This is a genomic window from Streptomyces sp. NPDC042336, from assembly GCF_055581985.1.
Genome location: NZ_JBVJEA010000011.1, coordinates 116,005 through 141,839 on the forward strand (window position 1 = coordinate 116,005; position 25,835 = coordinate 141,839).

34 protein-coding genes are annotated in these 25,835 nt (G+C 68.5%); 16 read left to right on the forward strand and 18 right to left on the reverse strand.

Annotated features, from left to right (window positions below; translation table 11 throughout):
• Positions 1-225 precede the first annotated feature (225 nt).
• Positions 226-528, forward strand: a complete 303-nt coding sequence (locus ACZ6IM_RS23825; RefSeq protein ID WP_016326975.1) for a WXG100 family type VII secretion target — start codon at positions 226-228, stop codon at positions 526-528.
• 120 nt (positions 529-648) lie between these two features.
• On the opposite strand, the gene ACZ6IM_RS23830 is transcribed toward ACZ6IM_RS23825, so the two are convergent.
• The 6 genes from ACZ6IM_RS23830 to ACZ6IM_RS23855 all read right to left on the reverse strand — a co-directional run bounded on the left by ACZ6IM_RS23830 (position 649) and on the right by ACZ6IM_RS23855 (position 5,717).
• A complete protein-coding gene (locus tag ACZ6IM_RS23830) occupies positions 649-1,392 on the reverse strand; it encodes a hypothetical protein (protein ID WP_052839419.1) in 744 nt (247 codons plus the stop codon).
• A 43-nt stretch (positions 1,393-1,435) separates the two neighbouring features.
• Positions 1,436-2,404 carry a hypothetical protein gene (locus tag ACZ6IM_RS23835; protein ID WP_469558850.1) on the reverse strand — a complete coding sequence of 323 codons (969 nt, stop codon included), beginning with the start codon at positions 2,402-2,404 and terminating at the stop codon, positions 1,436-1,438.
• The gene (locus ACZ6IM_RS23840) at positions 2,397-3,647 is read right to left on the reverse strand and encodes a hypothetical protein (RefSeq protein ID WP_052839421.1); all 1,251 of its coding nucleotides are present in this window, start codon (positions 3,645-3,647) and stop codon (positions 2,397-2,399) included. The genes ACZ6IM_RS23835 and ACZ6IM_RS23840 overlap by 8 nt, the downstream gene beginning before the upstream one ends.
• Positions 3,648-3,649: 2 nt before the next feature.
• On the reverse strand, positions 3,650-3,955 hold the full coding sequence (locus ACZ6IM_RS23845) for a hypothetical protein (RefSeq protein WP_030145324.1): 306 nt from the start codon (positions 3,953-3,955) through the stop codon (positions 3,650-3,652).
• A 170-nt stretch (positions 3,956-4,125) separates the two neighbouring features.
• Positions 4,126-4,803: a hypothetical protein gene (locus ACZ6IM_RS23850; RefSeq protein ID WP_469558854.1), complete on the reverse strand. Its 678-nt coding sequence runs from the start codon at positions 4,801-4,803 to the stop codon at positions 4,126-4,128.
• Positions 4,804-5,111: 308 nt separating this feature from the next.
• Positions 5,112-5,717, reverse strand: a complete 606-nt coding sequence (locus ACZ6IM_RS23855; protein WP_052839423.1) for a hypothetical protein — start codon at positions 5,715-5,717, stop codon at positions 5,112-5,114.
• A 168-nt stretch (positions 5,718-5,885) separates the two neighbouring features.
• Here ACZ6IM_RS23855 and ACZ6IM_RS23860 point away from each other — a divergent pair, with 168 nt between their 5' ends.
• Positions 5,886-7,250 (forward strand): putative T7SS-secreted protein, encoded by a 1,365-nt coding sequence (locus tag ACZ6IM_RS23860; RefSeq protein WP_052839424.1) that lies wholly within the window; start codon positions 5,886-5,888, stop codon positions 7,248-7,250.
• Positions 7,247-7,993 (forward strand): hypothetical protein, encoded by a 747-nt coding sequence (locus tag ACZ6IM_RS23865; RefSeq protein WP_052839425.1) that lies wholly within the window; start codon positions 7,247-7,249, stop codon positions 7,991-7,993. The genes ACZ6IM_RS23860 and ACZ6IM_RS23865 overlap by 4 nt, the downstream gene beginning before the upstream one ends.
• A gap of 25 nt (positions 7,994-8,018) precedes the next feature.
• Here the strand turns inward: ACZ6IM_RS23865 and ACZ6IM_RS23870 are convergent, their stop codons facing one another.
• Genes ACZ6IM_RS23870 through ACZ6IM_RS23880 form a run of 3 tightly spaced genes read right to left on the reverse strand, consistent with a single transcriptional unit; the run spans position 8,019 to position 10,132 of the window.
• Positions 8,019-8,324: a hypothetical protein gene (locus tag ACZ6IM_RS23870; protein ID WP_052839426.1), complete on the reverse strand. Its 306-nt coding sequence runs from the start codon at positions 8,322-8,324 to the stop codon at positions 8,019-8,021.
• Positions 8,325-8,381: 57 nt separating this feature from the next.
• The gene (locus tag ACZ6IM_RS23875) at positions 8,382-9,470 is read right to left on the reverse strand and encodes a hypothetical protein (RefSeq protein WP_469558859.1); all 1,089 of its coding nucleotides are present in this window, start codon (positions 9,468-9,470) and stop codon (positions 8,382-8,384) included.
• Positions 9,461-10,132: a hypothetical protein gene (locus ACZ6IM_RS23880; protein WP_469558861.1), complete on the reverse strand. Its 672-nt coding sequence runs from the start codon at positions 10,130-10,132 to the stop codon at positions 9,461-9,463. Before ACZ6IM_RS23880 ends, ACZ6IM_RS23875 begins: the two co-directional genes overlap by 10 nt.
• 141 nt (positions 10,133-10,273) lie before the next feature.
• On the opposite strand from ACZ6IM_RS23880, the gene ACZ6IM_RS23885 reads away from it, so the two are divergent.
• Both ACZ6IM_RS23885 and ACZ6IM_RS23890 read left to right on the forward strand, forming a co-directional pair.
• Entirely contained in the window at positions 10,274-10,417 is a 144-nt protein-coding gene (locus ACZ6IM_RS23885) for a hypothetical protein (RefSeq protein ID WP_469558864.1), read from the forward strand.
• Positions 10,410-10,994: a hypothetical protein gene (locus tag ACZ6IM_RS23890; protein WP_469558867.1), complete on the forward strand. Its 585-nt coding sequence runs from the start codon at positions 10,410-10,412 to the stop codon at positions 10,992-10,994. The genes ACZ6IM_RS23885 and ACZ6IM_RS23890 overlap by 8 nt, the downstream gene beginning before the upstream one ends.
• A gap of 122 nt (positions 10,995-11,116) precedes the next feature.
• Here the strand turns inward: ACZ6IM_RS23890 and ACZ6IM_RS23895 are convergent, their stop codons facing one another.
• Positions 11,117-12,025, reverse strand: a complete 909-nt coding sequence (locus ACZ6IM_RS23895) for a hypothetical protein (RefSeq protein ID WP_469558869.1) — start codon at positions 12,023-12,025, stop codon at positions 11,117-11,119.
• A 502-nt stretch (positions 12,026-12,527) separates the two neighbouring features.
• Between ACZ6IM_RS23895 and ACZ6IM_RS23900 the strand changes: the two genes are divergently transcribed.
• The 10 genes from ACZ6IM_RS23900 to ACZ6IM_RS23945 all read left to right on the forward strand — a co-directional run bounded on the left by ACZ6IM_RS23900 (position 12,528) and on the right by ACZ6IM_RS23945 (position 19,835).
• The gene (locus ACZ6IM_RS23900) at positions 12,528-13,247 is read left to right on the forward strand and encodes a hypothetical protein (protein WP_052839429.1); all 720 of its coding nucleotides are present in this window, start codon (positions 12,528-12,530) and stop codon (positions 13,245-13,247) included.
• A gap of 18 nt (positions 13,248-13,265) precedes the next feature.
• Positions 13,266-14,174 carry a hypothetical protein gene (locus tag ACZ6IM_RS23905; RefSeq protein ID WP_052839430.1) on the forward strand — a complete coding sequence of 303 codons (909 nt, stop codon included), beginning with the start codon at positions 13,266-13,268 and terminating at the stop codon, positions 14,172-14,174.
• Positions 14,171-15,478 carry a CpaF family protein gene (locus tag ACZ6IM_RS23910; protein ID WP_052839431.1) on the forward strand — a complete coding sequence of 436 codons (1,308 nt, stop codon included), beginning with the start codon at positions 14,171-14,173 and terminating at the stop codon, positions 15,476-15,478. The genes ACZ6IM_RS23905 and ACZ6IM_RS23910 overlap by 4 nt, the downstream gene beginning before the upstream one ends.
• Positions 15,479-15,528: 50 nt before the next feature.
• On the forward strand, positions 15,529-16,530 hold the full coding sequence (locus ACZ6IM_RS23915; RefSeq protein ID WP_052839591.1) for a type II secretion system F family protein: 1,002 nt from the start codon (positions 15,529-15,531) through the stop codon (positions 16,528-16,530).
• Positions 16,527-17,447: a type II secretion system F family protein gene (locus tag ACZ6IM_RS23920; protein WP_052839432.1), complete on the forward strand. Its 921-nt coding sequence runs from the start codon at positions 16,527-16,529 to the stop codon at positions 17,445-17,447. The genes ACZ6IM_RS23915 and ACZ6IM_RS23920 overlap by 4 nt, the downstream gene beginning before the upstream one ends.
• Positions 17,448-17,536: 89 nt before the next feature.
• Positions 17,537-17,797 (forward strand): hypothetical protein, encoded by a 261-nt coding sequence (locus ACZ6IM_RS23925; protein ID WP_030145342.1) that lies wholly within the window; start codon positions 17,537-17,539, stop codon positions 17,795-17,797.
• 192 nt (positions 17,798-17,989) lie between these two features.
• Positions 17,990-18,370 carry a TadE family protein gene (locus tag ACZ6IM_RS23930; RefSeq protein WP_469559138.1) on the forward strand — a complete coding sequence of 127 codons (381 nt, stop codon included), beginning with the start codon at positions 17,990-17,992 and terminating at the stop codon, positions 18,368-18,370.
• The gene (locus ACZ6IM_RS23935; RefSeq protein ID WP_052839434.1) at positions 18,371-18,805 is read left to right on the forward strand and encodes a TadE/TadG family type IV pilus assembly protein; all 435 of its coding nucleotides are present in this window, start codon (positions 18,371-18,373) and stop codon (positions 18,803-18,805) included.
• Positions 18,802-19,263: a TadE/TadG family type IV pilus assembly protein gene (locus ACZ6IM_RS23940; RefSeq protein WP_052839435.1), complete on the forward strand. Its 462-nt coding sequence runs from the start codon at positions 18,802-18,804 to the stop codon at positions 19,261-19,263. The genes ACZ6IM_RS23935 and ACZ6IM_RS23940 overlap by 4 nt, the downstream gene beginning before the upstream one ends.
• The gene (locus ACZ6IM_RS23945; protein WP_052839436.1) at positions 19,260-19,835 is read left to right on the forward strand and encodes a hypothetical protein; all 576 of its coding nucleotides are present in this window, start codon (positions 19,260-19,262) and stop codon (positions 19,833-19,835) included. The genes ACZ6IM_RS23940 and ACZ6IM_RS23945 overlap by 4 nt, the downstream gene beginning before the upstream one ends.
• An 81-nt stretch (positions 19,836-19,916) precedes the next feature.
• On the opposite strand, the gene ACZ6IM_RS23950 is transcribed toward ACZ6IM_RS23945, so the two are convergent.
• The 8 genes from ACZ6IM_RS23950 to whiJ form a co-directional block, all read right to left on the reverse strand.
• Positions 19,917-20,384, reverse strand: coding sequence for a hypothetical protein (locus ACZ6IM_RS23950; RefSeq protein ID WP_052839437.1), 468 nt, complete (start codon positions 20,382-20,384; stop codon positions 19,917-19,919).
• Entirely contained in the window at positions 20,332-20,706 is a 375-nt protein-coding gene (locus ACZ6IM_RS23955) for a hypothetical protein (protein ID WP_052839438.1), read from the reverse strand. Before ACZ6IM_RS23955 ends, ACZ6IM_RS23950 begins: the two co-directional genes overlap by 53 nt.
• Positions 20,707-20,709: 3 nt before the next feature.
• Positions 20,710-21,051: a thiamine pyrophosphate-dependent enzyme gene (locus ACZ6IM_RS23960; protein ID WP_052839439.1), complete on the reverse strand. Its 342-nt coding sequence runs from the start codon at positions 21,049-21,051 to the stop codon at positions 20,710-20,712.
• A 22-nt stretch (positions 21,052-21,073) separates the two neighbouring features.
• Positions 21,074-21,697: a hypothetical protein gene (locus ACZ6IM_RS23965; RefSeq protein WP_052839440.1), complete on the reverse strand. Its 624-nt coding sequence runs from the start codon at positions 21,695-21,697 to the stop codon at positions 21,074-21,076.
• Positions 21,697-22,494 carry a hypothetical protein gene (locus tag ACZ6IM_RS23970; RefSeq protein WP_469558880.1) on the reverse strand — a complete coding sequence of 266 codons (798 nt, stop codon included), beginning with the start codon at positions 22,492-22,494 and terminating at the stop codon, positions 21,697-21,699. The genes ACZ6IM_RS23965 and ACZ6IM_RS23970 overlap by 1 nt, the downstream gene beginning before the upstream one ends.
• The gene (locus ACZ6IM_RS23975; protein WP_469558883.1) at positions 22,457-23,929 is read right to left on the reverse strand and encodes a putative T7SS-secreted protein; all 1,473 of its coding nucleotides are present in this window, start codon (positions 23,927-23,929) and stop codon (positions 22,457-22,459) included. The genes ACZ6IM_RS23970 and ACZ6IM_RS23975 overlap by 38 nt, the downstream gene beginning before the upstream one ends.
• Positions 23,930-24,122: 193 nt before the next feature.
• Entirely contained in the window at positions 24,123-24,314 is a 192-nt protein-coding gene (locus tag ACZ6IM_RS23980; protein ID WP_469558886.1) for a DUF397 domain-containing protein, read from the reverse strand.
• 11 nt (positions 24,315-24,325) lie between these two features.
• A complete protein-coding gene (whiJ, locus tag ACZ6IM_RS23985) occupies positions 24,326-25,177 on the reverse strand; it encodes a transcriptional regulator WhiJ (protein ID WP_469558888.1) in 852 nt (283 codons plus the stop codon).
• Between the two features lie 214 nt (positions 25,178-25,391).
• Between whiJ and ACZ6IM_RS23990 the strand changes: the two genes are divergently transcribed.
• Positions 25,392-25,817 (forward strand): ATP-binding protein, encoded by a 426-nt coding sequence (locus ACZ6IM_RS23990; protein WP_469558891.1) that lies wholly within the window; start codon positions 25,392-25,394, stop codon positions 25,815-25,817.
• The last annotated feature ends 18 nt before the right edge of the window (positions 25,818-25,835 follow it).

Here is a 25,835-nt window from a genome sequence, read left to right on the forward strand (position 1 = left end):
ACGATATCCGCTGGGTGTCGCGGTCCGGCAACAGGGCGGTGACCGGACGTTCCCGTTGGCAACGCAGGGATGTGACACCAGTGGCCTCCCCCGTAAGCTGCTGCCTCAAGAGCGGACGATCACACCGGTCGTGACATACGACCGGTCTGACCGGTGCGCCGGTTCGATCCGCAAACGAGGAGCCACGGGGGTTGGCCCTGCGGCGTTGTGAGAGGAAGCGGCTTCATGCCCAAAGACCTTGACATCACATATCAGGACATGCGGGATGCCGCCAAGCATGTCGTGAAGGAGAAGGAAAAGCTCCAGGAGAAGCTCGACGGCCTCCGCAAGTACATCGCGAACCTGGTCGAGTCGGGCTACGTCACGAAGTCCTCCTCCAAGGCCTTCGACGACAACTTCGACGAGTTCACCCGCGGCGCCAAGGACACCCTCGACGGCCTCGACGGCATGGGCGACTACCTCACCATGGCGGCCGACAAGTTCGAGCAGATCGACGATGAGCTGGCGAAGCAGGCGCGGAGCAAGTGACTCCTTGCCGATAGGCATGCGTGTTGTCGCTCGGAGCGGCCCTCGGAACCTTGTCCGGGGGCCGTTCTTCGCGACGTATCGCCTTCTGCCGAGAGCGAGACGCGTAAGCGGCTCGGGCCCTCAAGACTGGCGGTGCGAAGCGCTCCTCCGGACTGGCTCGTCGGCCGAGGCTTCGGCAGGGTCGACGAAGGAGACCGTCTGAAGGATGGCTTCCAGCATGTCGCAAAACTGTGGCCATTGGTCCACATAGGCAGTGAGCAGCGTGAAGACAGCTGTGAAAGGGCCCGTGGGGAATGGGACGTGGACCTGGATCTGAGCAGTGACAACCTCCTCTGCTTCTCCGTCGACGGTCACTTCTGGCTTGATCCGGTACTGGCGCCAGGTGATACAGGCCGCTGCCGGGCCGCACGGAAGGTCGAGCCAGCGGACGTCGTTGAACGGATCCTTCGACAACGTGGCAACGATGCCGTGGGTCACTACGTCGGTGTCGGCTTCCCCATGGTCCGTGGGAACCGCTGCGAGAGTGAAGGCACACTGGGCGGCGCCTTCGGCCGGCTCCCGCCGGGTTTCCTCTCCGTCCTGCGCGAGTTCCTCCCCCGCCGTGGAGAACAGGCCCAGTGCGGCGTAAGAGACACCGGTGTCCGCCAGTAGCTCCGCCAAAGCCGCATAGTACGGCGCCGACGGGCCCCATATGCTCTCGTCTCCTCGAGAGTAGAGGTTCCGCACGAACGCGTCTGCCTGCGCGGCCCGGTCTTCTGAACGCTCGGCCAGTGGCAGTGCGAAGAAGCCCTCAGGTGTGAGGAACCAGAGCGGTGGAGGTTCGGAAGGTGTTACCGGAACGGCGTTTTCATAAGTCGATGTCATTGAGCTGCCTGGGCCCGTTCTGAGAAAGTCTTGACGTCCTGGGTCAGAAGTCGCCGGGAAGGAAGTTGTCGATCTCGATTCGTTCCCCGTCCGCACCCATGGTGATAGTCGTCTCAGAGGCGCCGAAATCAGAGGTGGTTCGGCTGGGAAGGAGGATCTCGACACGAAGACGACCGGTTGGATTGCGAGTGATGTTGGGCGCCACTGAGTCCGGCATCCCTACTTCCTCTGCGAAAGCCAGGACAGTCTCCTGCTGTTTCGGGGAAAGTGAGCTGAGCGGGATCAGTTCACGGGGCGGGGCCAGGTAGCGCATGAGCTTGTGGCGCCGGAACGATCCGAGCCTGCACCACGAGCCGTCCACGAAGGTGATGGTGAAATCTTCGCCGTTCTTGAAGTTCTTGGGCACGACACTGGCGACTTCGGTGAGCGGGCACTGCCAGATCATCTCGTCGTCCAGACGTTCCGGCTCCTTCCTGTGGACAGGAAGGAGGACGACGACCAACCTGCGGTCGGTGACGATCAGATGGGTGAGCGCGCGCTTCCTGTCCATCCGGCCGGGGTCCAGTTGCCATGGCAGGGTGCGGGCGAGGGTCGATGGTGAAGCCCACATGACCGGAAAGTCATCGACCTCGTCGGCAGGATCGTCAGGGGTGTCCGAGCCGTCCTTGGCGGGTGCGACGCTGCTGCCACTGACGTTGCCGCCTGCCGCGCTGAGCAGGGCCATCACCGCCACACCCGCGACTTTGGCCACGCCCTTCAGCGTCTTCTGGGCGGCCTCGCCACCCGCCGAACGTACGGCGAAAGCCGGGCCCTCCGGCCAGCCTGCCAGTTCATGCTGAATGTCGGTGCGCTCAGTGTCCCGGAACCAGCGCATGCCCTTGACCTGTGGGGCGGTTCCTGTCGCGAAGGCCACGGGAGAACGCGCTACCAGCGTCTCTCCTGGATCAGGCTGCCACATGTTCACCGCAGTGTGCCCTCGCTCACGGGTTCCCTTGCCTTCACTGTCAATCACCGGACACTGCTTGGCCGATGTGCGTCGCGATCTTCGGCGCGATTTTCAGGCTGCCGTCGATCGCCCTGCCGACACCGCTCAGCGGATCCAGGTTGCCCTTGAAGAGGGTGTTGATCCCCTTCGTGCCCAACCACTGTCCCTCGTGGTAACCCGCGCTCACAAGGCCCCCCATACGTGACGCCAGCCCGCTGCCGGCGTGCGAGACCTCATAGACGAAGTCTGACGTGCCGCCGATTTTCACGAGGCCCGCCTTGCCGAGTCCGCCTGAGAGATCCCTGGACGCCTTGCCGAACGACATCAGAATCCGGGACTTTCCGATATCCGTGTACTGGAAGCCCCGCCCGAGCAGGCCGACCTTGGCCTGGGCCGCGGCCCTGGCCACGTCTGCGGTCTCCCCAGCCACCTTGATGCCCTTGCTGAACATGCCGATTCCCGGCATCAGACCGAGGGCGTCGAGCCCCAAGGTCCCCCAACTCACGTCCGCGCCCGCCGCCATGGCGACGCCGTGAGTTGCCAGCGTGAGCCCGCTGCCGATGAGAGCCGCCGTGCCGAAGATGGCCGCGAGGGGCGGGAACGGGAGCGTGACGATGGCGAGAAGGCCCAGGACCGCCGTGATATCGCTCAGCACGTCGCCGATCGCCTTGATCAGGTCCGCGTGTTCCTTCAGCCAGTCGCCGGTCGCGTCCCAGGCGTCGGCGATGCCCTTGCCGAGCTTGTCCCAGAAGCCGGGCTCGTTGGGGGCGATGTCGGCGGCCTTGTCCAGCTCCTTGCCGATGTTGCGGGCCGCTTCCCTGAAACGTTCCTCCAGGTCGTGGACCTTCTGGATGACTCCGTCGACCGCGCTGGACGCCTCGCCGAGTTCCTTGCTGCCCTTCCCGTCGGCCTTGGCCTCGGCGTCGGCCCTCGCGTCGAGTTTGTCACCGGCCGACTTCTCCAGCCGGTTCGCCTCGTCCTGGAACTCCTTCAGCTCGTTGGACCAGCGGTGCAACGCGCGCGAGGCCTTGTCGAAGGACTCGAAGCTCTTGCGTATGAGCGGGGTGACGTCCTCGCCTATGTACTCGGTGAACGCGATCGCGGTCTTGCCCTTCCAGGCGCCGCATTCGATGCGCTCGAGTTCTCTCACCGCGGTGCCCAGGTCACTGGCCAGACCGCCGAGCTTCTTGGCGAGGTCGCGGGTGTCCTCGACATCTCCGGGGGTCGGGTCCCAGCCTATGTTCGGGAACGCTGGACGCGTACCGGCCACGTCTACTTCCCCTTCTTGGCCTTGGCGGCTTTGAGGGACTCGGCCAGCTCCAGGTCGAGGTCGCTGAACGTGTCTCCGATGTGGTTGATCATCTTCACGGCGCCCTGCGTGTGCTTGCCCAGCTGCTTGATCCCGTAGCCCCACTCGTCCGCGAAGTCCTGGACGTCGTCGATGAGTTTCGGCTCGCCGACGGCCGAGGCGTCGGCGCCGCGCAACGTCCGGCGCGTGGCTTCCATGCGGTCACTGATGGTGGAGAACGTCTCCTTCAGGTGCTGGAAGATGGTGTCGTCGAGTGTCAGGTCGCTCATGCGGCGTTCGGATCCCTCCGGGCGTTGGGGTCAAGCTCACTGACGGTATCGACCAGTGGCCCGATTTCACCAGCGCGAACTGGTCAAGTGTTGCCGGGCGGCGGCCCCGTGGCGCGGTCGAGGAGATCCTGGGCCTGTGGGGACGGCCAGAACGCCAGGAACGTCGTGCGTCAGGATGCGTGAGGTCGGCGCAGTGTGTGCATGTGCAGGGCGCTTCGAGGGTCCTCCGTCTCCACACGCAGCCAGGAGCCGTCCTGGAAGCGGATCAGGAGCGTCTGCGTCGCGAACTCACCGGAGAATGGGTCGATCAGGTACGCCTCGGCCGCCGAGAGCCGCGCGACGACCCGCATGCTCTTCTCGCGTCCCACGCTGACGCGCCGCGGGGGAGCCGCCAGCACGAGCTCTTCGGGCGTCACCAGCAGTAGCCGCTGGTGGTGCGGTGAGTGGTCGTACCAGCGGAGCAGGAACCGCCCTGCACTGCCGTGCCAGTTCCCGTCGAAGACCTGGTCGAAGCCACGCTGGACGATGATGGCGTCCCGGCGCCTTTCGTCCTCGCCCTTGGCCCGCAGCCGCCCCTTCTCCTCCTTGGTCGCGAGCGTCCGCTTGAGCGCTTCTTCCGCATTGGACAAGAGGGCCAACAGCATGACAAGGGGCGCGAACAGCACGGCGAGTGCCGCCCCGACCATGCCCAGCGGCCGCAGCTTTCCGGGGCGGAGCCGGGGGTTGCCCGCAGCGTCGAGCACGTCCGCCGGCGGTTGCGGGATCTTGTCGATCGTGCACCACGCGCAAGCGTCGGCGTGCACGCCCAGGCGGTCCGCCATTGCACGCTGCTCGCGTCTGGACGTCACGGCTGGTCTCCTCGGCTCCATGTGGCGACGTATCCACTCTCACGAGAGCGTATCCGCCCCTCTCGGGCCGGAGCAGAGCGGAAGTAGTACGGCTGAAGAGGCCACGGCGCCGAGGAAGCGGCGCCGTGCGGGGGCAGCAGCACCTGGTGAGGAGGGGGACGGGCGGTTTGTCCTGGCTTCGCCACGTCATGGGCCGGGCCCCGGGGCTCTGGACGACGCGTCAAGTGATCGAGCCGTGGGAAACGGATGAGAGGCGTCTCGTGTTCCGTCTCCGCCGGGCGAGGCGCCTCGCCCGGCCTCCCACGGCTCTAGGCGAGTGAAGGATTCGGAGGCCAGTCGACCCCGGAGTCGCGGAGTACGCGACTGTACTTGGTGTACCGCCGCCGTGCGATGACGAGGCCCGTCAGCCACAGTGCGGCGAAGAACAGCCAGATGCCGCCGCACACGAGCAGTGACTGAGAACTGAAGCCGGTCTGGGACAGGGGAATGAGCATGACGGCCAGCAGGACCAGGAGGGCGGTCAGTCCTCGCCGCCGGTGGGTGCTGCTGTAGTCGACCATGATGCGGGCGTGCAGGAGATCGACGTCCTGCCGTACCTCGGCCAGCGGCCGCAAGCGGCTGCCTCCGGGCCGCATGCCGGGCAGTTGTCCGCCCTCCGTCGCCGCGGGGTAGTGCTGTCCACTCCGAGCCGCCCGCTGCGCCGCGTCCGGCAGCCGGCGGAAGGCGAAGTACGGGTTGGGGCTTCCCTTCGGGGAGAGCGGGGACAGCCCCTCGTACCGGTACCCGTACTGCTCGGCCACGTAGGCGAAGGCGGCGAACTTGCGCCACGACCGCTGTAGGTTGCGGGCGTCATGCCGCTCGGCGCCCTGCGAGCCGTCCCGCAGCAGTGCTCTGAGCTGGGGCTGCAGGAACATCGGACCAACCTCCTGAGACCGGGTCGTAGCACGACGCCGGGGCGCCGTTACCGTGTGATCGGCGAGATGGTGCAACCACTCGCCCCACGGATAGCTTCCTATCACTGGGTCAGGCAAGCTCCCCGCGGTGGGAGGCGTCCGACACACAGACACACACAGGGGGACAGAGTGGGTTCGTCCAAGTACCCCAATCTGGGGTTCGACCCGGCTCCGGGAGACCTGGAGACGGTGCGGTTGATGGTGAGCGCGATCGGCCGCGTCAGTCGCGAGAGCGGCACGGCGCACACGCAGCTCAGCAAGATCGGCACCTCGGACGGCATCTGGACGGGCAAGGCAGCGGACGCGTTCGCGAAGTCCGTCGACAAGATCCCGCCCTACCTGGAGAAGGCCCTCGATTCGGTCGCCTCAGCCCACCGGGCGTTGTCCAACTGGGAGACCAGCCTGGACGGGTTCCAGGCGCGGGCTCGTGCCTTGGAGGAAGAGGCGGCGGCCGCGGCCAGGAAAGTGAGTACGGCCAAGGGCACCCTGGACGGTCTGCCCGACGACACGTCCCAGTTGACGGACAAGGAGAAGAAGGAGCACGACAAGGACAAGGAGAGCAAGAAGGCGGCCTACGACTCGGCGAACGGTGAGCTGGAAGCCGTGCGGGGCCGGGCTCGTACCCTGCACGCCGAGTACGTCACGGCGGCGGACACGACGGCGCGTACGGTCAAGCAGGCAGCGGACGACGCTCCGCCCGAGCCCGGCTGGTTCGACGACCTCGTGGACGGCTTCACCGAGTTCTTGTCCGACGCGTGGAACGTCCTCAGCGACCCCAACTTCTGGAAGCTTGTCGGCGACATCCTCGCCGACATCGCCATGGTCATCGGCGTTGTGTGCCTTGTCGCCCTGATGCTGGGCACCGGTGTGGGCGCGCTTGGGCTCATCGGATTCATCGTCGGTGTCGGCGCGCTGGCCGCCCACGGTGCCGCCATGGCCGGTGGCGCGGAGGGTGTCACGTGGCAGACCTTGGCCTGGGACGCGCTCGGCGTGGTCGCCGGCGGCGCCTCTCTCGGCGGGGCGAAGTTGGCTCAGGCCGGACGGGCGCTGGTGCAGTCCGGTCGCTCCCTGCGTGCCTCGCAGGGTCTCATGGCGACGCTCGGCAGGATCGGTCCCGGCGGGTGGGGCAACATTGCGAAGATTCCCAGCGGCATGGCGAACTCGATGCGCGGCTTCGCCACGGCGGGCAAGGGGTGGGTGCACGTCGCCACGGGCAAGACCCTCGACGTCGTCGGCACGGTGACCGGCGCCGGCTTCGCGTTCGGCTCCAACACCAACGAAGGCCGGTGGCTGGACGGCGACTGGAACATCTCCGACATACCCGTCGTCGGTCCAGGAGCCGGCTTCGTCGACTACGAGGCGCCGGACAACAAGCCGAAGACGATGGCCCCCGGCCCACTGGGCCCCCGATTCGACAGCACCACCACACTCACCTCTGCCGGTGAAAGCTTCACCAAGGGCCTCCGGCCCGGCAACTTCGGAACCGCCGCATGAGCCGTTCACCGATCGACGCGGCCGCTGCCCGCCAGATCCCCTACGCGTTCCAGTACACGGTGCCCGACGAATTCGTGCGGCTGCCCGACCCCACGGCCGTCGAGGGATGGGACGAGGCACTCAAACGACTCGTCCCGGACGCCGACGACGAGCAGTTGGCCTCGGCCACGGAGCAAATGAGGACCATGCTCCCCGGACTCTCCGCGGGCGGGGAGGACACCGTCGACCTGACGGCGATGTGTCTGGGCACCGAGGACGTCGCGGGCGAGGAACGGCTTTCCATGGGACTGCTCGCCGTGACCGTGAAGGCAAGCGGGCACCACGATCGGCTGCTGACAGCCGAAGGCGTCTACCGGGCGAAGCACCACAGGTTCTTCGCTGACGAAAACGACCTGCAAGAGCTCGACTTCGCCCTGGGCAAGGGCGTGCAGGGACGACAGGACATGCTCCTGGCGGTGAAACTACCCTCAGGTCCGGCCGTGATGTCCGCCTCGCTCCGCCTGCTCACTCTGCCCGCGAGCTTCGTCGCCGAGAGCGGGGTCGTGGACGCGGCCGACACCGGCGAGGCCATACGCCCGACCCTGCCGGTGGCCTCGCTCCAACTCGTCGTCCCCGCGCCACGTGACTACTGCGTCTACGTGACGATCTCCACGCCGTCGGTGTTCCTGCTCGACTCCTACTGCGGGCGCCTGGCGCAGATCGGCCGGACCTTCACCTTCGACGTGGAAGACCGCAACCGCTGAAGTGACCGGTGGAGGGCGTATCAGGCTACTTCTTGCCTTCGCGCTGCTTCTTCTTCAGCTCGTCGTACAGTTTCTGGTCGAGCTTGGTGAACTCCTCCGAGGACTTCTTGGCGAATTTGGAAACGCCTTTGGTCAGCTTGGACAGCTGACCGAAGCCGTAATCCCAGGAGTCCGCGAAGTCGTCACAGGCGGACTCGAGACCGCCGTGTCCGATCTGTTTGGAGTCGGCGTGCTTCATCTCTTTGGAGGCAGACTTCATCTGGCCGCCGCTGGTCTCCAGCGTGCTCGCCATGCCAAGGACCTCATCGCTCGCGAAACGCAGAAAGGACAACTGACTCTTCCCCTTCTTCCTCTCTTGATGAGCACCCGTGCCCGAGCGTACCCCGGCTCATCGGTTGACCGACTGGATCTCCTGGACCGTGACCGCCTGGGCGTTCTCGAAGGTGCCGTCGGGCAGGTCGCCGCCCGCGCCGCCGGTGCCGGTCCAGGCGATCTCCCAGGTGATGGTGGCCTGGAGGTCGAACGTGCCGTCTCCCGAGGAGCGGAGGTACTTGATGCCGCAGGGCGGCGTCCGGTCGGCCTTGCCCTTGGCGTAGGGCTCGCCGATGGAACCGTCGCCGTTGATCGTGCACTCGCCGGACGCAGGGTACGTCTCGGCGTCCGGGGTGCCCGGCTCCAGCTTGAGCGACACCGGCTTGGCGGTGGTCGTGGCCGTGAGGGCGAAGCCGGGGGCGTCGATGGCCGCCGTGGCCTGGACCTCGTGGAAGTCTGCCTTGTCGAGCCACGCCCAGGTCGGCAGGTTCACCTTCGTTGTCCCGGCGGGGGCGAGGGTGACCTTTGTGCCGGGCAGTTCCATGTGCTGGTACGCGAGGGCGGCGAGTATCTCCGGGGTGATGGCCTCTTCGTACTGGGGAGGCGGGGCCTCGCCGTTGTCCACCCAGAAGGGGAGGTCGGTGCAGGAGTTGCGCTTGAGGTAGTCCGGCTCGTTGGGGTTCTCCACGCCGGCCCAGAACATGCCCTCGCCGTCCTTGGCGACGTTGTAGTCCTTGTAGCCGGGGGTGTCCGTCCAGCCGTACTCGTCCTCGTAGTGTGCCTTCGTCTGGCCGATCGCCGCGGCCGGGGTCCCCGTCATGCCGGGTGCGCTCGCGGCCTCCTTGATGTCGGCGGACATCTTCTTCTTGAAGTCCTTGGCGCCGAGGTAGGGGGCGTACCAGCAGGGTGGGGGAGTCCAGTTGACGTCGGCGGACGTCACGTTCCCGGTCCCGCCGTTCGGCGCGACGGAACCGGAGTACGTGATGCGTGCGGCGGCGTAGATGCCGGTCTTGTCGCCGCCGCCGGACTGTTCGGTGTTGGCGCCCTGGCCGTTGCTCGGCTGCTCTCCCGCGTACGCGGGATCCGCGAGGGAGGTGCCCAGGGCTAACGTCAGGGCAGCCACGCCGGTGATGAGAGCCGTGCGCCGCGACGTTGTCACTGACATTTCGCCGCCTTCGTCTCGACGAACACCTTGGACGCCTGCCACATCCCGTACCCCGTCGGGTACTTGGCCATGATGATCTTGAAGTAATCGAAGTCCGCGATGCTGGGCGCGCCCTTCAGGACTTTCCCGGTCTTGACCTCTTTGGAGTAGAACTTGCTCGAGTCCACGCAGAACGCGACCTCCACTGAGTTGCCGTTGGGCGCGGACCGAGTGGTGGCCTGGTAGTGGCGGCGGGTGCCGGTCGACGTCCAGTCGCCTTCGAGCCGGGCGTCGATCTGCGTGCGCGCGTACTTCAGCCCGTCCCCGGTGGCGTAGGCGGCCAAGGAGGCGTCCTTGGTCGTGCGCTTGTCGACGCCCCGGTAGATGGCACGCAGGTAGTTCGCCGCGTCGTCCATCGCGGCCGCCTCGTTCTTGTCCTTCGGCTTGTCCCAGTCGAAGACGAGGTTCATGTCCTTCGGGAGGGACAGGTCCACGCCGTCCGGCTTGTCCTCCGCCGGTGCTCCCGAGGCTTCCGCCGACTGCTCCGGGGTCTTAGAGCCCTGGTCGGCTCCCGCGATCTTGTCGTTGTCGCTGGACTTGTCGTCCCCGCCCCCGCAGGCCGTGAGCAGCAAGGCTGCTGAGGCGGCGAGCGCGGCAGCAACGGGCAAAGAGCGGCGCTTCACAGTGAACTCCCCGTGAGACAGAAGTGCGGTCAAGGCTACTGACGGTATCTGCGTGCTTCCCGGTTTCGCCAGAGTGAACTGCTTCAGGAATCGCTACGGTGCCCTGGACACGCGAGGGGCCAGAGAGGGGCGAGGAGTCACGTGGCTGACGTCATATCCGGGGCCAGGACCGCGGCCAGATCCGACGTGGTGCGGTGGCTGGTGTTCAGCCTGCTGTGCGCCGGGGGTTCGCTGGGACTGCCCGTGCGGCAGAGCCGGTGGGACCGGGCGTACGGCGGTGCCTGAGCGGGACATGGTCGAGGCGGCGAAGGATCGTGACCGCCGGTTCCGGGTGCGGGACGGCGTTGGGCTCGTGCTGTTCGTCGTGGCCGGAGCCGCGGTGCTCGTCGGCGTGTTCGGAGGGTCGAGGTGGGCCGCCCGCGAGAGTGCGCCCGTGCTGTACGACCTGCCCGGGGGGTCCTGGGGTGTCGGGGGCGTCCTTGGGCTGGTCACGCTCCTCGGGTGGGGCGGGGCCGTGTCGGGGAAGCTCGAGGGCCCCGGCGTGAACGGCTCGGGGCACGCTTCCCGGGTTCTGTGCGGGGCGGCCCGCGGCGCGTGCTGGATGGCTGCCGTCGCACCGGTGCTCTTTCTCTACAGCGGACTCCAGGGCAAGAACTGCCGGTCGTACGAGACGGGTTGTGCGTACGTCCCCGGCACCGGCCCCGCGCTCCTCGTGTACGTCGGTTGCGTGGCCGCCGGGGGATGGCTCACCCACCGTCGGCGCCGTGCCGTCCTCGAACAGCGCCGTGCGCGGGAGCGTGAACGACTGCGGAAGCTGCGCAGGAAGGGCAAGGGGAAGAGCCGCGCCGCACGGCAGCGGTAGGCGTGTCCTGTCAGCCGGCTCTCCTCAGGCTGCAGGACAGGGCGGCGAGGGCTGGGGATGTGGGGCGGTTCACGGGTGCTCCGTTGCTCCGTGGGCGGGTGGTGGTGCGGGGGAGAGAGGGGTCAGTCGCCTTCGACCAGCCGGCGCAGCTGCGGGGACAGCTCCGGGATGTGTGCGCCCGCTGCCTGCGCCGCCTCCAGCGCCTTGACGTACTGCCGGGCCTCCTCGCGCGACTCCTCCTTCTCGCGGCCCTGGCGACGGCCCGCCAGCCACACCCAGACGGCCACGGGAACGAGGAGGAGGGCCGCGTACCCGACCGCGGTGCCCACGGTGGCGGCCCAGGTCACGCCGCCCGCGCCGGCGAGGACCAGGAGGCAGCCCGTCTCGTCGTGCCAGCCGCCCGCGTCCGCCGTCTGCTCGTAGTACGAGACGGCCCAGGGCTTCGGCGGTACAGGTGCAGGTACAGGAACGGGTACGGACGCGGCGGCCGAGGCCGGTGACGCCGTCGCGGCCTCCGAAGGGGCCACCGGCGCCGGTCCCACCGGCGGGTACGTCGGGATCGGTGCCGCGCCCTTCCCGCCCCCGCTCGTCGTCCGGCCCTCCAGCCACGGCGGTATGTGCGCCAGCGGGATGCCGTGGGCGCGGGCGATGCCGAGGACCTCGCGGTAGCCGTCGAGGGGGCCGGTCCGCAGCGCGTGCTTCCAACGGGACCGCGCGTGCACGACCAGGGCCGCGCCGACGACCGTCAGGGCGCCCGCGGCACCCAGTACGGCGAACAGGTGCGCGTCCAGCGCCGGGGACGCGGGGATGCCGAACGGCAGGAACATGCCTGCCATCAGCGCCAGCAGACCCAGCCAGGCGGCCGGCCGGCGCTGCTCCGCCTCCAGGGCCTTGCGGCGTTCCGTCAGCAGTTCCGTCACGGCCGCGTCGTCGGTGTAGTCGACGCCGTACCGGGTGCCGAGGTCCCGCGCGGCATCCCGTACCCGGGCGTCGGACAGCAACGCCGCCCCGCTCACCGGAAGCAGACTCATCTGTGTCCCCCCGTACTCCTCCGTGCTCGCCCCGTCACCGATCCGAGCGAAGATCATGGCACGGGCCGTCGGGTCCCTCGTGAGTGAATCGTGCAGGACCCATGGGCGCTCCGTGACGAACAGCACGCGGACGGTGGCCGGGACTGGTCGCCCTGGATTAGCGCGAGCACAGTGGGAGGGCCCGCTCGGCGGGCCGTGCTCAACGGCCTTGCGCAGGTGCGAAGTTGCAGATGAGTAACGGTGGGCGGGCCGGGTGGGCAGTGGGTGGGCATGCCTTGAGGGGCTTATGAGCGGCTGATACGGTGCGATGGCTTGACACTCGCCTTACTGCTGGTTATTCGCCCAGGTCGGGCGGGTGCGTCAGGGGATGCCCCGGGACGCCAACGGTCGGGCGGTCACGGGCGAAGTGTCCGAAATCGCAGATGGTTCTGCGTACTTGGGCGATCGGCGTCCGAGTGGGTACGTGGCAGACAATTTTCTTGGTTGTACGGGGAGCGGTTGCGTGAAGATCCAGGAGCGTACGGGGGCGGGCGCGGGACGTTCCGCGGCTCCGGCTCAGCCGTCGGTCGGTGACCGGCTTCCCAGCCCTCCTCGCGAGCGCAAGCCGGCGCTGGCCGCGCTGGCGGTGCTGCTGATCCTGGTGGGCGCGCTGGGCGCGACGATGCTGGTGCTGCGGGCCGGGGACCGGGTGGAGGCCATCCAGCTGACGGCCGACATCAAGGCCGGTGAGTCCATCACCGACGACAACATCAAGTCCGTCATGGTGAACGACGACTCCGGTGCCAACTTCGTGGCCTGGTCCCAGCGTGCGGGCCTGATGAAGCTCCAGGCCAAGTCCACCCTCTACAAGGGCACGGTGGTCGTCGGCGAGATGTTCGCCGACAAGACCGCCATGGAGGAGGGCAAGGTCACGGTCGGCGTCTCCCTCAAGGAGGGCCAGTACCCGAAGGGCCTGGACTCGGGCGACAACGTGGCCGTCTACCGCGTCGGCAACAAGTCCTCCGGCAGCGGCGACCAGGGCGGCGCCTCCGGCTCGGCCGGTGCCTCCAACTCGTTGCTGGTCGAGCGCGCGGTGGTCGTGGCCGCCGACGGGTCCTCCGGCGACAGCCTCGCCAGCACCAACCTGCCCGTCACGCTGACCGTCGACGCGGACGACGCCGCGGCACTGACGCAGGCCGCGTCCGCCGGCGAGGTCGCCGTCGTCCTGATCCCCGGCAACTAGAAGGCGACCGAAGAAGCCATGGCCCTCATCGCCCTCGCCGCCGACAAGGGTTCCCCCGGCGTCACCACCGCGGCCGTCGCCCTCGCGGCGGTCTGGCCGCGCCGTGTCCTGCTCGCCGAGACCGACCCGGCGGGCGGCGACCTGGTGTACCGGTCGGCCGCCGCGCACGGCGGTCCGCTGAACCCGAACACCGGCATGCTGTCGATCGCCGCCACCGCGCGCCGCGGTCTCGTGCCCGACCAGCTCTGGGACCACGTGCAGCCGCTCAGCGGCGGCCTCGAGGTCCTCGTCGGACTCGGCATCTCCGAGCAGGCCGCCGGACTCGCCGGCCTGTGGCCCACCCTCGGCCGGGCCTTCGCCTCCCTCGCCGACTCCCCGAACGCGCCCGCCGACGTCATCGCCGACTGCGGCCGCGTCAGCGGGGACTCCCCGGCCACCGAACTCTTCCCGCACGCCGCCCTGGTGCTGCTGATCTCCCGCACCGAGCCGGAGGCCATCGCCCGGGTACGCGACCGTGCCGCCGCCCTGTCCAACAAGCTGCACGGCGGAGCGCGCGGTACCGCGAGTCTCGGCATGCCGCTGATCGGCGTGGTCCTGGTCGCCGACACCAACAGCGCCGCCAAGCTCTCCGGCCAGGTCAACGACATGCTGGTGCACGCCCAGACCGGCGCCCGCGTGGTCGGCACGATCGCCGACGACCCGGCCGGTGCAGACCAGTTGGCCGGCCGCAGGCGCGGGCGGCTGGAGAAGTCGCTGCTCATCCGCTCGGCCCGCAAGGTCACCTCGGACCTGTACCAGCAGTTCGGCGCCGCCTGGTCGATGCCCACCGGCCCCGCCGGTCACGCCGGTCACTCCGGTCCGGGCGCGGCAGGTCCCACCGGTCCCGCCGGCACCGGCATGTCCGGCCACGCGGGGGCCGGCCGATGACCGCTGTCGACCACTCGTTGGTCAAGCGGTTCCGGCAGGACGCCGGCGACCGCATCTCCGAGCAGCGCCGCCAGGACCAGGTCGCCGGCGTCACGCCGATGTCCACCGAGGACGAGCGGCACTACGCCCGCGCCGTCATCGCGCAGATACTCGAGGAGTACGCCCGCGCCGAGATCAACGCCGGGCGTACGCCGCTGGACGCGGAGACGGAGGAGGCGTACGCGGCCGCCGTGCACGCCGCGCTCTTCGGCGTCGGGCGGCTGCAGCCGCTGCTCGACGACCCCGAGGTCGAGAACATCGACATCAACGGCTGCGACCACGTCTTCGTCGGCTACTCCGACGGACGCGAGACGCGCGGCGAGCCGGTCGCCGAGACCGACGAGGAACTCATCGAGCTGATCCAGATCCTCGGCGCCTACTCGGGCCTGTCCTCCCGCCCCTTCGACTCCGCCAACCCGCAGCTCGACCTCAGGCTGCCGGACGGTTCGCGACTGTCGGCGGTCATGGACGTCGCCCGGCGCCCGGCGCTCTCCATCCGCCGCGCCCGCCTGGGCAAGGTCTTCATCTCCGACCTGGTCGGCAACGGCACCCTCACTCCCGAGCTGGGCCACTTCCTGGCCTGCGCGGTCCGGGCCCGCAAGAACATCATGATCGCGGGCGCCACCAACGCCGGAAAGACGACGCTGCTGCGCGCCCTCGCCAACGAGATCCCGCCGCACGAGCGGCTCATCACGGTGGAGCGCGCGCTGGAGCTGGGCCTCGACACCTTCCCCGAACTCCATCCCAACGTCGTGGCGTTCGAGGAGCGGCTGCCCAACTCCGAGGGGCAGGGCGCCATCAGCATGGCGGAACTGGTCCGCCGTTCCCTGCGTATGAACCCCTCCCGCGTCATCGTCGGTGAGGTGCTCGGCGACGAGATCGTCACCATGCTGAACGCGATGTCGCAGGGCAACGACGGCTCGCTCTCCACGATCCACGCCAACAGCTCGCACGAGGTCTTCAACCGCATCTCCACGTACGCCCTCCAGGCGACCGAGCGGCTGCCGATCGAGGCCAGCCAGATGCTGGTGGCCGGTGCCGTCAACTTCGTCGTCTTCGTCCAGCGGCGCAACGACTTCCACAGCGGCGGCCGCCTCCAGCGTGTGGTCACCTCGGTCCGCGAGGTCAACGGCGTCGACGGCCGGGTGCTGTCCAGCGAGGTGTTCGCCGAGACGCCCGACGGCCAGGTCGTGCCGCACGCCCCCATCGCCTGCCTGGAGGATCTCATCGCCTACGGCTACCGGCCCAACGGAACGTGGGGGTGACGGGGAAGATGCGGATGACCACACTCGCGGCACTGGACTCGCTCGGCTCCATGGGCGGACTGTTCTCGACCACCGTCCTGTACGCGCTCGGCTGCGGTGTCGCCGTCGGCGGCGGCCTCGCCCTCTTCCTGGTCGCGGTGCGCGGACTGCCCGCCAAGCCCGAGCACGAGAAGCGGCAGGCCAGCGAGCGCGTCAACGAGCTGATCCGCTGGGCGGGCCGGCGCGGCTCCGCAGCGGCCCTCGTCGGCCTCGCCGTCCTGCTCCTGACCCGCTGGGCGGTGCTCGGCATCGCGGCCGGTGTCCTCGTCTTCTTCTGGGACCGCCTTTTCGGCGGTGCCTCCGAGGAGCGCGCCGCCATGAAGCGGGTCGAGGCCCTCGCCTCCTGGACGGAGTCGCTGCGCGACACCATCGCGGGCGCGGTCGGCCTGGAGCAGGCCATCCCGGCCTCGGCCCGTGCCGCCGCGCCGGTCCTGCGGCCCCACCTGGACGCCCTGGTCGACCGGCTGCGCTCGCGCACCCCGCTGCCCGACGCGCTCCAGTACCTCGCCGACGAGATCGACGACGCGTCCGCCGACATCATCGTCGCGGCGCTGATCCTCAACGCGCGGCTGCGCGGCCCGGGTCTGCGGCAGGTCCTCGGCGCGCTGGCCAAGTCGGCCCGCGAGGAGGTCGACATGCGCCAGCGCGTGATGGCGCAGCGCGCCTCGACCCGCCGGTCCGTGCAGATCGTGGTGGCGGTGTCGGTCCTGTTCGTCCTCGGCCTGTCCATCTTCAACCGGGACTTCGTCGAGCCGTACGGCTCACCCGTCGGGCAGCTCGTCCTGGCCTGTGTGTGCGGGCTGTTCGCGCTGGGCTTCTGGTGGCTGCGCAAGCTGTCGACCATCGAGACTCCGGAACGCTTCCTGGTCCGGGACGGCGCCGACGTCCAGTTCGTGCGCCCCCGCACGCCGGGCCAGCCGGGCCCCGCCGGCCAGCCGGGGCAGCCCGTGCAGCGCCTGCCGCAACCGGCGCAGCCGTCGCCGGCGTCTGGGGACGAGGGGGTACGACGATGAACCTGACCATGCCGGTCCTGGTGGGCGCCGTCATCGGCCTGGGCGTCTACGCCCTGGTCCGCGCCCTGATGCCGAGCAGGCGCAGCCCGATCCAGCAGGTCGCCCGGATCGACGCGATGCGGGCGCGCGGAGCGGCGTACGAGTCGTCCCGCGCGGCGAAGGACACCAGCCGTCTCGGTTCGCTGCGGGCCCAGGTCGGCGCACGGGTCGCCGAGCTGTACCTCCAGCAGGGCTGGGAGCAGCGCTCGCTGCGCGCGGACCTGGCGGTACTGGACCGCAGCTGGGAGAAGTTCCTGGCGACGAAGGCGCTGCTGGCCGCGGGCGGGCTGTTCTTCGGACCGTTGCTGTTCGCGATCGTCTGGACGCTGGGCTTCAACGACAGCCCGATCGTCCCGGTCTGGCTGGCCCTGCTCTGCGCGGTCGTCTTCTTCTTCCTCCCCGACCTGGAGGTCCGCAGGGACGCCGCAGAGAAGCGCCGTGACCTGCGGCGTGTGATCGGCGCCTATCTGGACCTGGTCTCCATGAGCCTGGCCGGCGGCCGCGGTCTGCCGGAGGCGCTGATGTCGGCGGCCGAGGTGTCGGACGGCTGGGCCACCCACCGCATCCGCAACGCGCTGGCCGACGCGCGCATCACCGGCATCAGCCAGTGGCAGGCGCTGGGCCAGCTCGGCGAGGATCTGGGCGTCGAGGAGCTCAAGGACCTCTCCGCATCCCTCGCCCTGGTGGCGGACGACGGCGCCAAGGTCCGCGAGTCCCTCGCCTCCCGCGCCGAGACCATGCGGCACCGCGAACTCTCCGAGATCGAGGGCAGCGCGGGTGAGAAGTCCCAGTCGATGCTCGTGGCCCAGCTCCTGCTGTGCGCCGGGTTCCTGGTGTTCCTGATCTACCCGGCGGCGATGAGGGTGTTCCAGGTGTGACGCAGCTTTCCCCGCCCCCGCCCCGGCCCCGAGCCTACAGCTCCGAGCCGCTTCGCTCCCCGAACTGATACGAGAGGACAGAACGCACCATGAACGGACGGAACCTCCGCACCGGCACCACGGGCATCGTGCCCGTCGACTTCCTGATCACCTTCCTGCGGGCCCGTGTGGACCGCGCCCGCTCCGGTGAACTGGACCGCGGCGCCTCCGCGGTCGAGTGGGTCATCATCTCCGCGGTCGTCGTCGCGATCGTCGGTGTGGTGGCCGCCATCATCAACGCCGCGCTCAGCGACGGCGCCAACAAGGTCGGCGACTGCATCAAGGGCGCGGACGCGGGCAAGACCTGCTGACCGGCCGTACACGGGCTACACGGCTATACGGCTCTAGGGCCATACGGCGCTGACGGGGACGACGTGACGGGACAGACGGGGACGAGGACGCCGGGCGCCGCGCGCGGCGTGCTCAGGGGCGTACACAGACGGGTGCGCCGCAGGGTGGATGCCGCGCGGGAGGCCGCGACCACCCGCGGCGACGACTCCGGCATGACCGCGATCGAGTTCGTGCTGCTCACTCCGGTCCTGTTCTTCATGATCTTCGCGACGGTGCAGTTCGGTCTGTACTTCTTCGCCGACCACGTGGCGCAGGCCGCGGCGCAGGCGGGCGCGCGCAAGGCCCGCGCGACGGCCGACGCCCAGCCCGGCGCGTGGCGGGGCGAGGCCCAGGACGTGGTCGACAGCTACATCCGCCAACTCGGCCCGCAGCTGGTCCTGTCCCCCGACGTGAAGACGCTCCAGCCGGAGCAGAACACGGTCGGGGTGGAGATCACGGCCCGCATCCCCACGGTCTTCCCGGGCCTGGACCTGACGGTGCACGCGCAGTCGATGGGCCCGGTCGAGCGCTTCGTCCAGGAGGGGGGCAACTAGATGAACCCCTTCCGGCCCATGGACGGCCGCCCGCGTCGTGACGACGCCGACCGGGGACTGTCCACCATCGAGGTGGTCATCCTGGCCCCCGTGATGATCCTCTTCATCCTCGTCCTGGTGGCCTTCGGCCAGCTGGTCGACGGCCGCGGCGCACTCGACGGCGCCGCCAGGGACGCGGCCCGCGCGGGCTCGATCCAGAAGGACCACGGTACGGCGATCGCGGAGGCCAAGAGGGCCGCCGAGGCGAACCTCGCGGACGTCTGCTCCGGCCCGGTCTCGGTCGTCCAGAAGAGCGCGGGCTTCGAACCGGACACCCTCTTCACGGTCGAGGTGAGCTGCGAGGTGCGCGGCCTGGCCTCGATCGGCCTGGACATCCCCACCACCCTGTCGGCGACCTTCAGTTCCCCGCTGGACCCGTACCGGAGGACGGCGTGAGATCCCAGGTACGCGAGTGGCTCGCGGACCGGCGCACCCGGCTGGACGACCGCGGCTCGGGAGCCGGCGCGGTCATCATCTTCGCGCTGGTCTTCCTCTCCCTGTCGGCCTTCGTCATCGACGGCGGCATGTCCATCTCCAAGCGGGAACGCGCCGCGGACATCGCCGAACAGGCGGCCCGCTACGCCGCCCAGGACATCGACCGCGAGGCCCTCTACGACGACGTGGGCGGCCCCGCCCCGATCAACTACGAGAACTGCAACGCCCGCGTCAAGGCCTTCGCCGCCGAGATGGACATGACCGGCGCGGACATCGCCGCGACCCACTGCGTCACCGCCGACGCGGCCCAGGTGCAGGTCGAGGTCCAGCTCACGTACTCCCCGGTCTTCACCGGCATGTTCTACGGCGGCGACGTGGTGGTCCACGGCCAGGCGGTGGCGGAGAACGAGGTGGGGTGAGCCCCGCGGCCGGGCCGGGTGAGCGCGAGCCTCCGTTCCCCGTCGCGGGGACGATCGACCTCGACTACTGGGCCCGGCACCAGGCCGGGGAACTGGTCGAACGGTACGCACGCGACGGCGAGAAGGGCAACGCCCGTCTCCTGGCCCGCAACCTCAAGCGCGCCGCGGCCGACAGCCGTACCCGCGAGCCCCTGGGCGCCTTCGGCTGGTACCTCAGCGGCCACCGGACGGTGGCGGCCGTCCTCGAACTCGACGCGATCCACCCGGACGCCACGTTCCCGGAGGTCACCCTCCCGCTCCTCACCGAGGACATGACGGCGGGGGACTTCGGCGAACCCGACGTCCGCGAGGTGGGCCTCCCCCGGGGCGACGCGGTCCGCATCCGCCAGAACATCATCGAGGAGAGGAAACGCCTCCTCGGTCCCCGCCCGGTCGTCCACACCCTCTTCTACGCCGTCCGCCCCGCGACGACGGACGCGGCCATCACCCTCCTGGTCTCCTGGACGGAACCGGTCCTGGACGAGCCGCTGGAAAGCATCGTGGACACCATCGCGGGGACGCTGCACCTGTGACCCGAAAGGCCGGCGGGCGCCGCCTGCCGACCCGGGCGGTGGCGGAGAACGAGGTGGGATGAGCGGGCGTGGCGGCGCCGTTCAGCCCATAGGGATCCCGAGATCCCGCGTAAGAATCTCGACGAGCCTGCTCTCCGGGACCTCCGGGGGTCGGTAGTCCAGCTCTCTGGCACGCTTGACGAAGTCTCCAGGCAGGACCAGGTGATACTTGTCCACGTAATACGCGAGATCGTCACGCCAGAGCCAGACACCGTCCGTGAGGAGCGAGCCGGCGCTCACCAGGGTCGGCCCTTCGGGATCCAGCACGTCGGCCTGCGCGCCCATCTCCGACCAGATCGCGGAGCCTCGCCGGAGGTAGGCGACGAGTCGGCGCTCGTCGTTGTCCGCAGACGATCTGACCGCGTCTTCGATGGTGCCGTCGGTGGGGAACCCCCAGCCGGGTGAGAGCTCGTCGAAGAACCCGACGGCCCGGACCGTACGTGACGTCCGGGCGCCCTCAGTCGGGGATAGGGATGCTCTCGGCCCGTGCGATGTCCAGTGCTCGTTCAACGCTGACCTCCGGTGCCGAGAAACGAAGCGAGACGGCGTGCCGGACGAAGGCCGGTGGCGGCGCCACGCGGTGCTGTCTGACGTGGTCCGACCAGGCGAGGGTCCAGACCCAGCGTCCGTCGGTCATGACCCCCACGCGTGTCCGCATACGTGCCGAGTCGGAGAACGGATCCGGCAGCGTGCCCGGTGAGATCAGTACGGGTTCGGCTTCTTCCAAGAACCTGGCCAAGGGCTCGGCCAGCTCGCTGGGGAGCGTGCCGGAAGCGAAGTCGTCCTCCAACTGTGGCTCGCCGACGAGATGAGGCACGGGAACCCTGGCCATCCGCTACTTGTCGCCGCCCTTACCGCCCTTGCCGCCCCGCTTGTCCTCCGTCTTCACGGCGTCGTTGACCTTCTTGGTGAGATCGTCGTCGAGCTTCTTGAACTCGCGGACCACGGCGTCCGACATGCTGGCGAGGGCGTCGAGCTGCTGGGTGATGTCCTCGCGGCCGTCCTCCCAGTTGGACTCGAAGTCGCCGAGGGCGTCGTTGACGCTGCCGTCGCCGATGTCGTCCTTGTAGGACTCGAAGAGCTTCTTCGTGTGGTTCAGCCGCGTCTTGAGGGACCGCAGCCGGCGCCCGTAGTCCTCCAGCTCGGTCAACGGCAGTGCGAGGTCGCTCTTGCCCATGGCCCGAAGTCCTCTCTGCGGGTCAGACGAAACGGAACGTGCCGGTCACAGCGTCGAAGATGTCGTGGAACGCCTCGGCGAGATCCAGCACCGGGCTGGCTCCGGAGACGAGGACGACCTGGTCGGTGGTTCCCGGGACGGGGATGTACGTCTGCGTCAGCACCATACGAAGGGTACGGCTGTCGCCCGGCGCCACGGGCACGTCCTCCACGCCGAACGTCCGCGCGGCCGACCCCACTTCGGGAATCTCGACGGTCGTCACCTCGCGCCAGGCGTCCCCTTCCCGCCGCGCGGTGATCGTCCGCAGGCTGTCGGCGATGGCCCGGGGATCGGTGGACAGGGCGACTCCCTCCTTGTTCTTGGCGCCGAGAACGGAGATGGTGACGGTCGCGGCGAGCGGCACACCGTCGAAGTTCTCGGCCATGCAGCCCAGGTACAGAGCACCGGAGTCGTGAGCGTCCTTGGCCATCTTCCGCAGCATGGCGGTCAGATCGGCGCGGTACGGCGCCAGCTCGGGCGTCTCATCGAGACGTTCATCCACCAAGGCACGGATCGTCGCCTCCCGGCCTTCGGGACGGATGTCGAACTCCCACCACGATTCCGGGACTGAAAGGGATACACCAAGGGGCGTGGAACGTGTGGACATCAGGCCTCGTCGTCGTAACTTACCGGGGTGTAATCCTGAACGTACTCCGTGAGGAATGCGACCGCTTCACGAGGTAGGCGCAACGGTGCGCGCGCCACGTACTCGAGGAGCAGTTTCGGGGGGTAGTAGTCGACCGCTTCGTATTCCACGACGTCCGGCTCGTAGCGATCCGCCACGCCCAGGACGGACAGCAGGGACGCAAGGCTCAACTCCCTGACATCGCTGCCAAGGTCGACCGGAAGACGGTACGGGACGACGTCCGAGGAAGATCGGAGATCGGCGCCGCGGGCGAGTTCCGTAATGTCGTCCAGGCGTAGACGGAACCACGGCCCGTTGCGTTTCACCACCATCCAGCGATCGGCAACGCCGCTCTGGAACACGCAGCATTCGGTGCCGGAAAAGATTTCCGTCATTCCCAGGCCCATCCTGGTGAGTGGAGGAAGAGAGCCGTCCAGGCTCTCAATCTCTTCGTGACCGGCGCGCAGCATACGGGTGAACTCGTCGAAGAAGAGCCCGTTTCGATCGGACTCCGACAGGCAGGAGAAGTGGAGGTTTCCGTCGAGGAAGGACGGTTTCGGGGCCCATGGATCCCGCAGCAGGCGGTACCCGGCGACACTGTCGCACTGTCCCGTGATGAGTGGAGCCGGAGCACCACAGATCTGGCACTCATTCACGTCTGGCATATTGATCGCCTGTCGGTCCGGGTTAGGGTCACTTGAATCGCAGCGGAAGGTGGGCGGTGCGTCGATTCTTCCGTCATCATAGGCCGGTGACTCGGACGATTCCGCCGCGCTCACTGATGGGGCCGCCTGGAGGGTAAGTGCCCGGAGGTAATTCCAGAACGCCGGTGTTGTCGAAGAACCGGACTTGCCCGTCGCGGCTGATGACCGCTTCCATATGCGGGGTCCTCTTGTTGTCCAGGTCGCGGCTCATACTGTTCTTCATGCCGCGCGCGGCTTCCATCTCGTCAGGCGGCCCGGGCAAGCGGTCTTCGGGGTGCGTGTGCACGGTGAACTTGTAGCCCTCGTCGCGCAGTTCCTTCGGGACGATCGTCGTTACCTCGTCCCCCTGGAAGAGACGCATCTGACCCGATGGGTTCTGTACGACCGCGTGCTCCACTCCGTGGAACTGCTGAAGTTCGGACATATGGGATATGTTGACTTCGTTGGGAGAGATGCGAACGGGCCCTTTGGTCAGATCCCTTGCCAATTGCCGTGCTTTGGGGGTGAGCGCCCGGTAGGGAATCGTGCCGCCGAAGAGGCGGGTAGAACCCTTGAACGGGCGGTAGATGCCGCGTAGGCCTTCTCCCGACCTCAGCTGCTGGACTTTCTTGAGCAGCCCTCCACCGATGCCCTTCATGAACCCGGTGCCCAGGGCCCGCAGGCCGCCCGCCTTCCACAGCTTGCCGAGCTTGGCGAGGCTGGTGAAGCCCTTGGTGGCGGGTATGCAGTCCAAGGCGGCCCATAGGAGATCGCCCCAGCCTGCCTCCCCTTTGATGACTTTTCTTATCGTGTCCGCCATCACGACGAGTGCCGCAGCGAAGACCAACCAGCCCAACGGGCCGCCCACGATCATCACGACGATGCCGACGATCGTCACGACCCACTTGCATACGGTGACGATCTCGTCCCAGTGGTTGGAGACCCAGTCGCCGATCTCCTCCCACCAGTGCCGGTTCGGGATACCGGCGTCGGAGGCCTCCCGGAGCTTGGTCACGGTCCGGCGTGCGGCCTCCTCGCGCAGCCCCTTCGCCTGACCGGCGAGCTTCTTGGCCGCGTCCAGGGCGCTCTGAGCACTCTCGACGTTCCGCTCCGCCGCCGCCTGGCGGGCCTTCGCGTGCTGGGCGTCACGCGTGGCGCGGCGGACGTCGGCCTCGTCGGGCTTGGGGACGTCGTTGCCGCCGTTCTTGGCAGGGTCGTACGAGTCGGTCTTCTCGGTCGCCCTGCGCACCCAGTCCTCGGCACCGGTCAGTGCGGTCTGCGCGGTGGTGAGTTCCTCGCGGGCCTTGCGGCCGTCGCGCAGCGCCTTGTCGGCCTTGTCCTGGGCATCCTGGAGATCGGGCCAGAAGGTGGCCAGCGCGTCGCCCGCCAGGTTGTACGACTTCTTCAGCTTGCGCAGCTTCTTCGGGGCGTCCTCGAACTCCTCGGCGAACACCTCCGCCGTCTTGCCCGCCCAGGAGAGGATCTCCTCCTCCTTGGCGATGCCCTTGAGATCGCGCAGGACGTCGGACACGTCGTCGGCGAAGTCGTGCAGCGTACCGGCGAGTTTGCGAATGCGGTCCGGATCGCCCGGAGTCGGGTCCTTGTCCAGGTCGAGTACGTACCAGTCCGCCGGCCTGTGCGACACCGTGTTTCTCCCCCGTGCACGTGCGATGCCCTCGCTTGGAACGCGCGTATGAATTTATCGCACCCGAGCGTGCGCCCGGTCAGACAGTGGTCGTCTTGAAGCTCTGTATGAGGGCGGCGAAAGATCCGATCGGGATGGTGAGCGTGCCCCGGGATGGCGCCTTCGAGTCGCGTATGGCCACGCGGGCGGGCAGCGGAGCGATCTCCACGCAGGTGTTGCCGTCGCCTCCCTCGGAGTACGAGGACTTCCGCCAGTGGGGGCGTACGGTCACGGTCCCGTACCTCACAATTCCTTCGCCAGGTGGTGGATGAAATCACGCGTCCGGTTGGGATCGAGTGACGCCTGCTCCACCTTACGAAACAGCGTTCGAAAGCGCTCCAGTTGTGACTGGGCGTCCAGGAACGCCGTGCCGTTGGGGGAGTCGCGAAGCACGGTGTCCAGCTGAGGGAGGGGTCCGCCCACATGCATCATGGCGGCGCTGGCGCCGGCGAAGTGATCGGTGTCGAACGGGATGACCCGCACCGTGACGTGTTCCCTCTCCGACTCGTCCAGGAGCCTGTGCAACTGCGCTCGCGACACTCCGCGGTCGCCCACACGGATGCGGAGCGCGGCTTCGTGGACCACGGTCTCGTAGGCCGCCGGAGCGTCGCGCTCGATCACTGCACGGCGTCTCAAGCGATGCTCCACGCGTGGACTCAGCTCGCTGTCGGGCAACTCCGGCACCATGTAGCCGAAGACCGCGCGTGCGTAGTCGGGCGTCTGTAGCAGTCCCGGGACATGAGTGATCACGACCTCGTGCAAGAACGTCGCGTGGTGCTCCAGTTCGGCGACGTCCAGGAACACCGGGGGCAGGATGCCGCGGAACTCCTCCCACCAGCCCTGAGTGCGATCGGTCGCCATCGCCACCAAGGCGTCGACCAGGGCTTCGTCGGCGCAGGCATAGTGAGCGGCCAGCCGTCGCACACGCTCCTCGCTCGCTCCGGCGAAGCCTGCCTCAACCTGACTCATCTGGGCCGAGGTCGAGCTGATCAGCCCCGCCACCTCCCGCGCCTTCAGCCCGGCGGCCTCGCGCAACCTGCGCAGTTCCGTACCCAGACGTACCTGCCGCGCCGTTGGTCGACTCCTTGGCGCCACGTGCTTCCTCCGGGCCTCAACTCGCCTGTCGCTGTACCGCTTACGGGGTCAGATTAGAGCAGCGGCTTGCGTGAGCAAAAATTTTTGCTCTACCGTCGGTGATGTAACGCACACAGAGCGCTGTTGATGTGCCGGAAGTGCACCGTGCCGTCCTGACCATGACGGTTGCGGCGATGCCACCTGCCTCCCCCCTCTCCACCGAACGGAGTTCCCCATGCCCGAAACCGAGCCCGGCGACCCGGCGGCCCCCTGGGAGTACACCCTCTACATCCCCAACGACCCGCGTGCGGTGACCATCTGTCGCCGCACCCTCCGTCTCATCCTCACTATGCACGGCCTCATCCGCCTCGTGGACACCGCCGAACTGCTCGCGACCGAGCTGGTCTCCAACGCCGTACGGCACACCAAGGGGCCCGCCGCGCTGCGAGTGCGGTGGGCGGCGGGTGTGCTGCGGGTCGGGGCGTGGGACGCCGACCCGGGGCCACCGGAGCCGCCCGGGAACCTGGACGCCCTCACGGAGGCGGAGGAAGGGCGGGGTCTCGCGCTCGTGCGAGCGTGTGCGGACCTGTGGGGGTGGCAGCCGTTGGCCCGTGGCGGGAACCGGGGCAAGTACGTGTGGTGTGACCTTGTCGCGGCGTAGCGCGTTGATCACGTCGTA

Coding starts and splice junctions, on each gene's coding strand:
- ACZ6IM_RS23825 (WP_016326975.1), top strand. CDS start 226: ATGCCCAAAGACCTTGACATCACATATCAGGACATGCGGGATGCCGCC.
- ACZ6IM_RS23830 (WP_052839419.1), bottom strand. CDS start 1,392: ATGACATCGACTTATGAAAACGCCGTTCCGGTAACACCTTCCGAACCT.
- ACZ6IM_RS23845 (WP_030145324.1), bottom strand. CDS start 3,955: ATGAGCGACCTGACACTCGACGACACCATCTTCCAGCACCTGAAGGAG.
- ACZ6IM_RS23855 (WP_052839423.1), bottom strand. CDS start 5,717: ATGTTCCTGCAGCCCCAGCTCAGAGCACTGCTGCGGGACGGCTCGCAG.
- ACZ6IM_RS23865 (WP_052839425.1), top strand. CDS start 7,247: ATGAGCCGTTCACCGATCGACGCGGCCGCTGCCCGCCAGATCCCCTAC.
- ACZ6IM_RS23875 (WP_469558859.1), bottom strand. CDS start 9,470: ATGTCAGTGACAACGTCGCGGCGCACGGCTCTCATCACCGGCGTGGCT.
- ACZ6IM_RS23895 (WP_469558869.1), bottom strand. CDS start 12,025: ATGAGTCTGCTTCCGGTGAGCGGGGCGGCGTTGCTGTCCGACGCCCGG.
- ACZ6IM_RS23905 (WP_052839430.1), top strand. CDS start 13,266: ATGGCCCTCATCGCCCTCGCCGCCGACAAGGGTTCCCCCGGCGTCACC.
- ACZ6IM_RS23910 (WP_052839431.1), top strand. CDS start 14,171: ATGACCGCTGTCGACCACTCGTTGGTCAAGCGGTTCCGGCAGGACGCC.
- ACZ6IM_RS23915 (WP_052839591.1), top strand. CDS start 15,529: ATGGGCGGACTGTTCTCGACCACCGTCCTGTACGCGCTCGGCTGCGGT.
- ACZ6IM_RS23920 (WP_052839432.1), top strand. CDS start 16,527: ATGAACCTGACCATGCCGGTCCTGGTGGGCGCCGTCATCGGCCTGGGC.
- ACZ6IM_RS23925 (WP_030145342.1), top strand. CDS start 17,537: ATGAACGGACGGAACCTCCGCACCGGCACCACGGGCATCGTGCCCGTC.
- ACZ6IM_RS23930 (WP_469559138.1), top strand. CDS start 17,990: ATGACCGCGATCGAGTTCGTGCTGCTCACTCCGGTCCTGTTCTTCATG.
- ACZ6IM_RS23935 (WP_052839434.1), top strand. CDS start 18,371: ATGAACCCCTTCCGGCCCATGGACGGCCGCCCGCGTCGTGACGACGCC.
- ACZ6IM_RS23955 (WP_052839438.1), bottom strand. CDS start 20,706: ATGGCCAGGGTTCCCGTGCCTCATCTCGTCGGCGAGCCACAGTTGGAG.
- ACZ6IM_RS23960 (WP_052839439.1), bottom strand. CDS start 21,051: ATGGGCAAGAGCGACCTCGCACTGCCGTTGACCGAGCTGGAGGACTAC.
- ACZ6IM_RS23965 (WP_052839440.1), bottom strand. CDS start 21,697: ATGTCCACACGTTCCACGCCCCTTGGTGTATCCCTTTCAGTCCCGGAA.
- ACZ6IM_RS23990 (WP_469558891.1), top strand. CDS start 25,392: ATGCCCGAAACCGAGCCCGGCGACCCGGCGGCCCCCTGGGAGTACACC.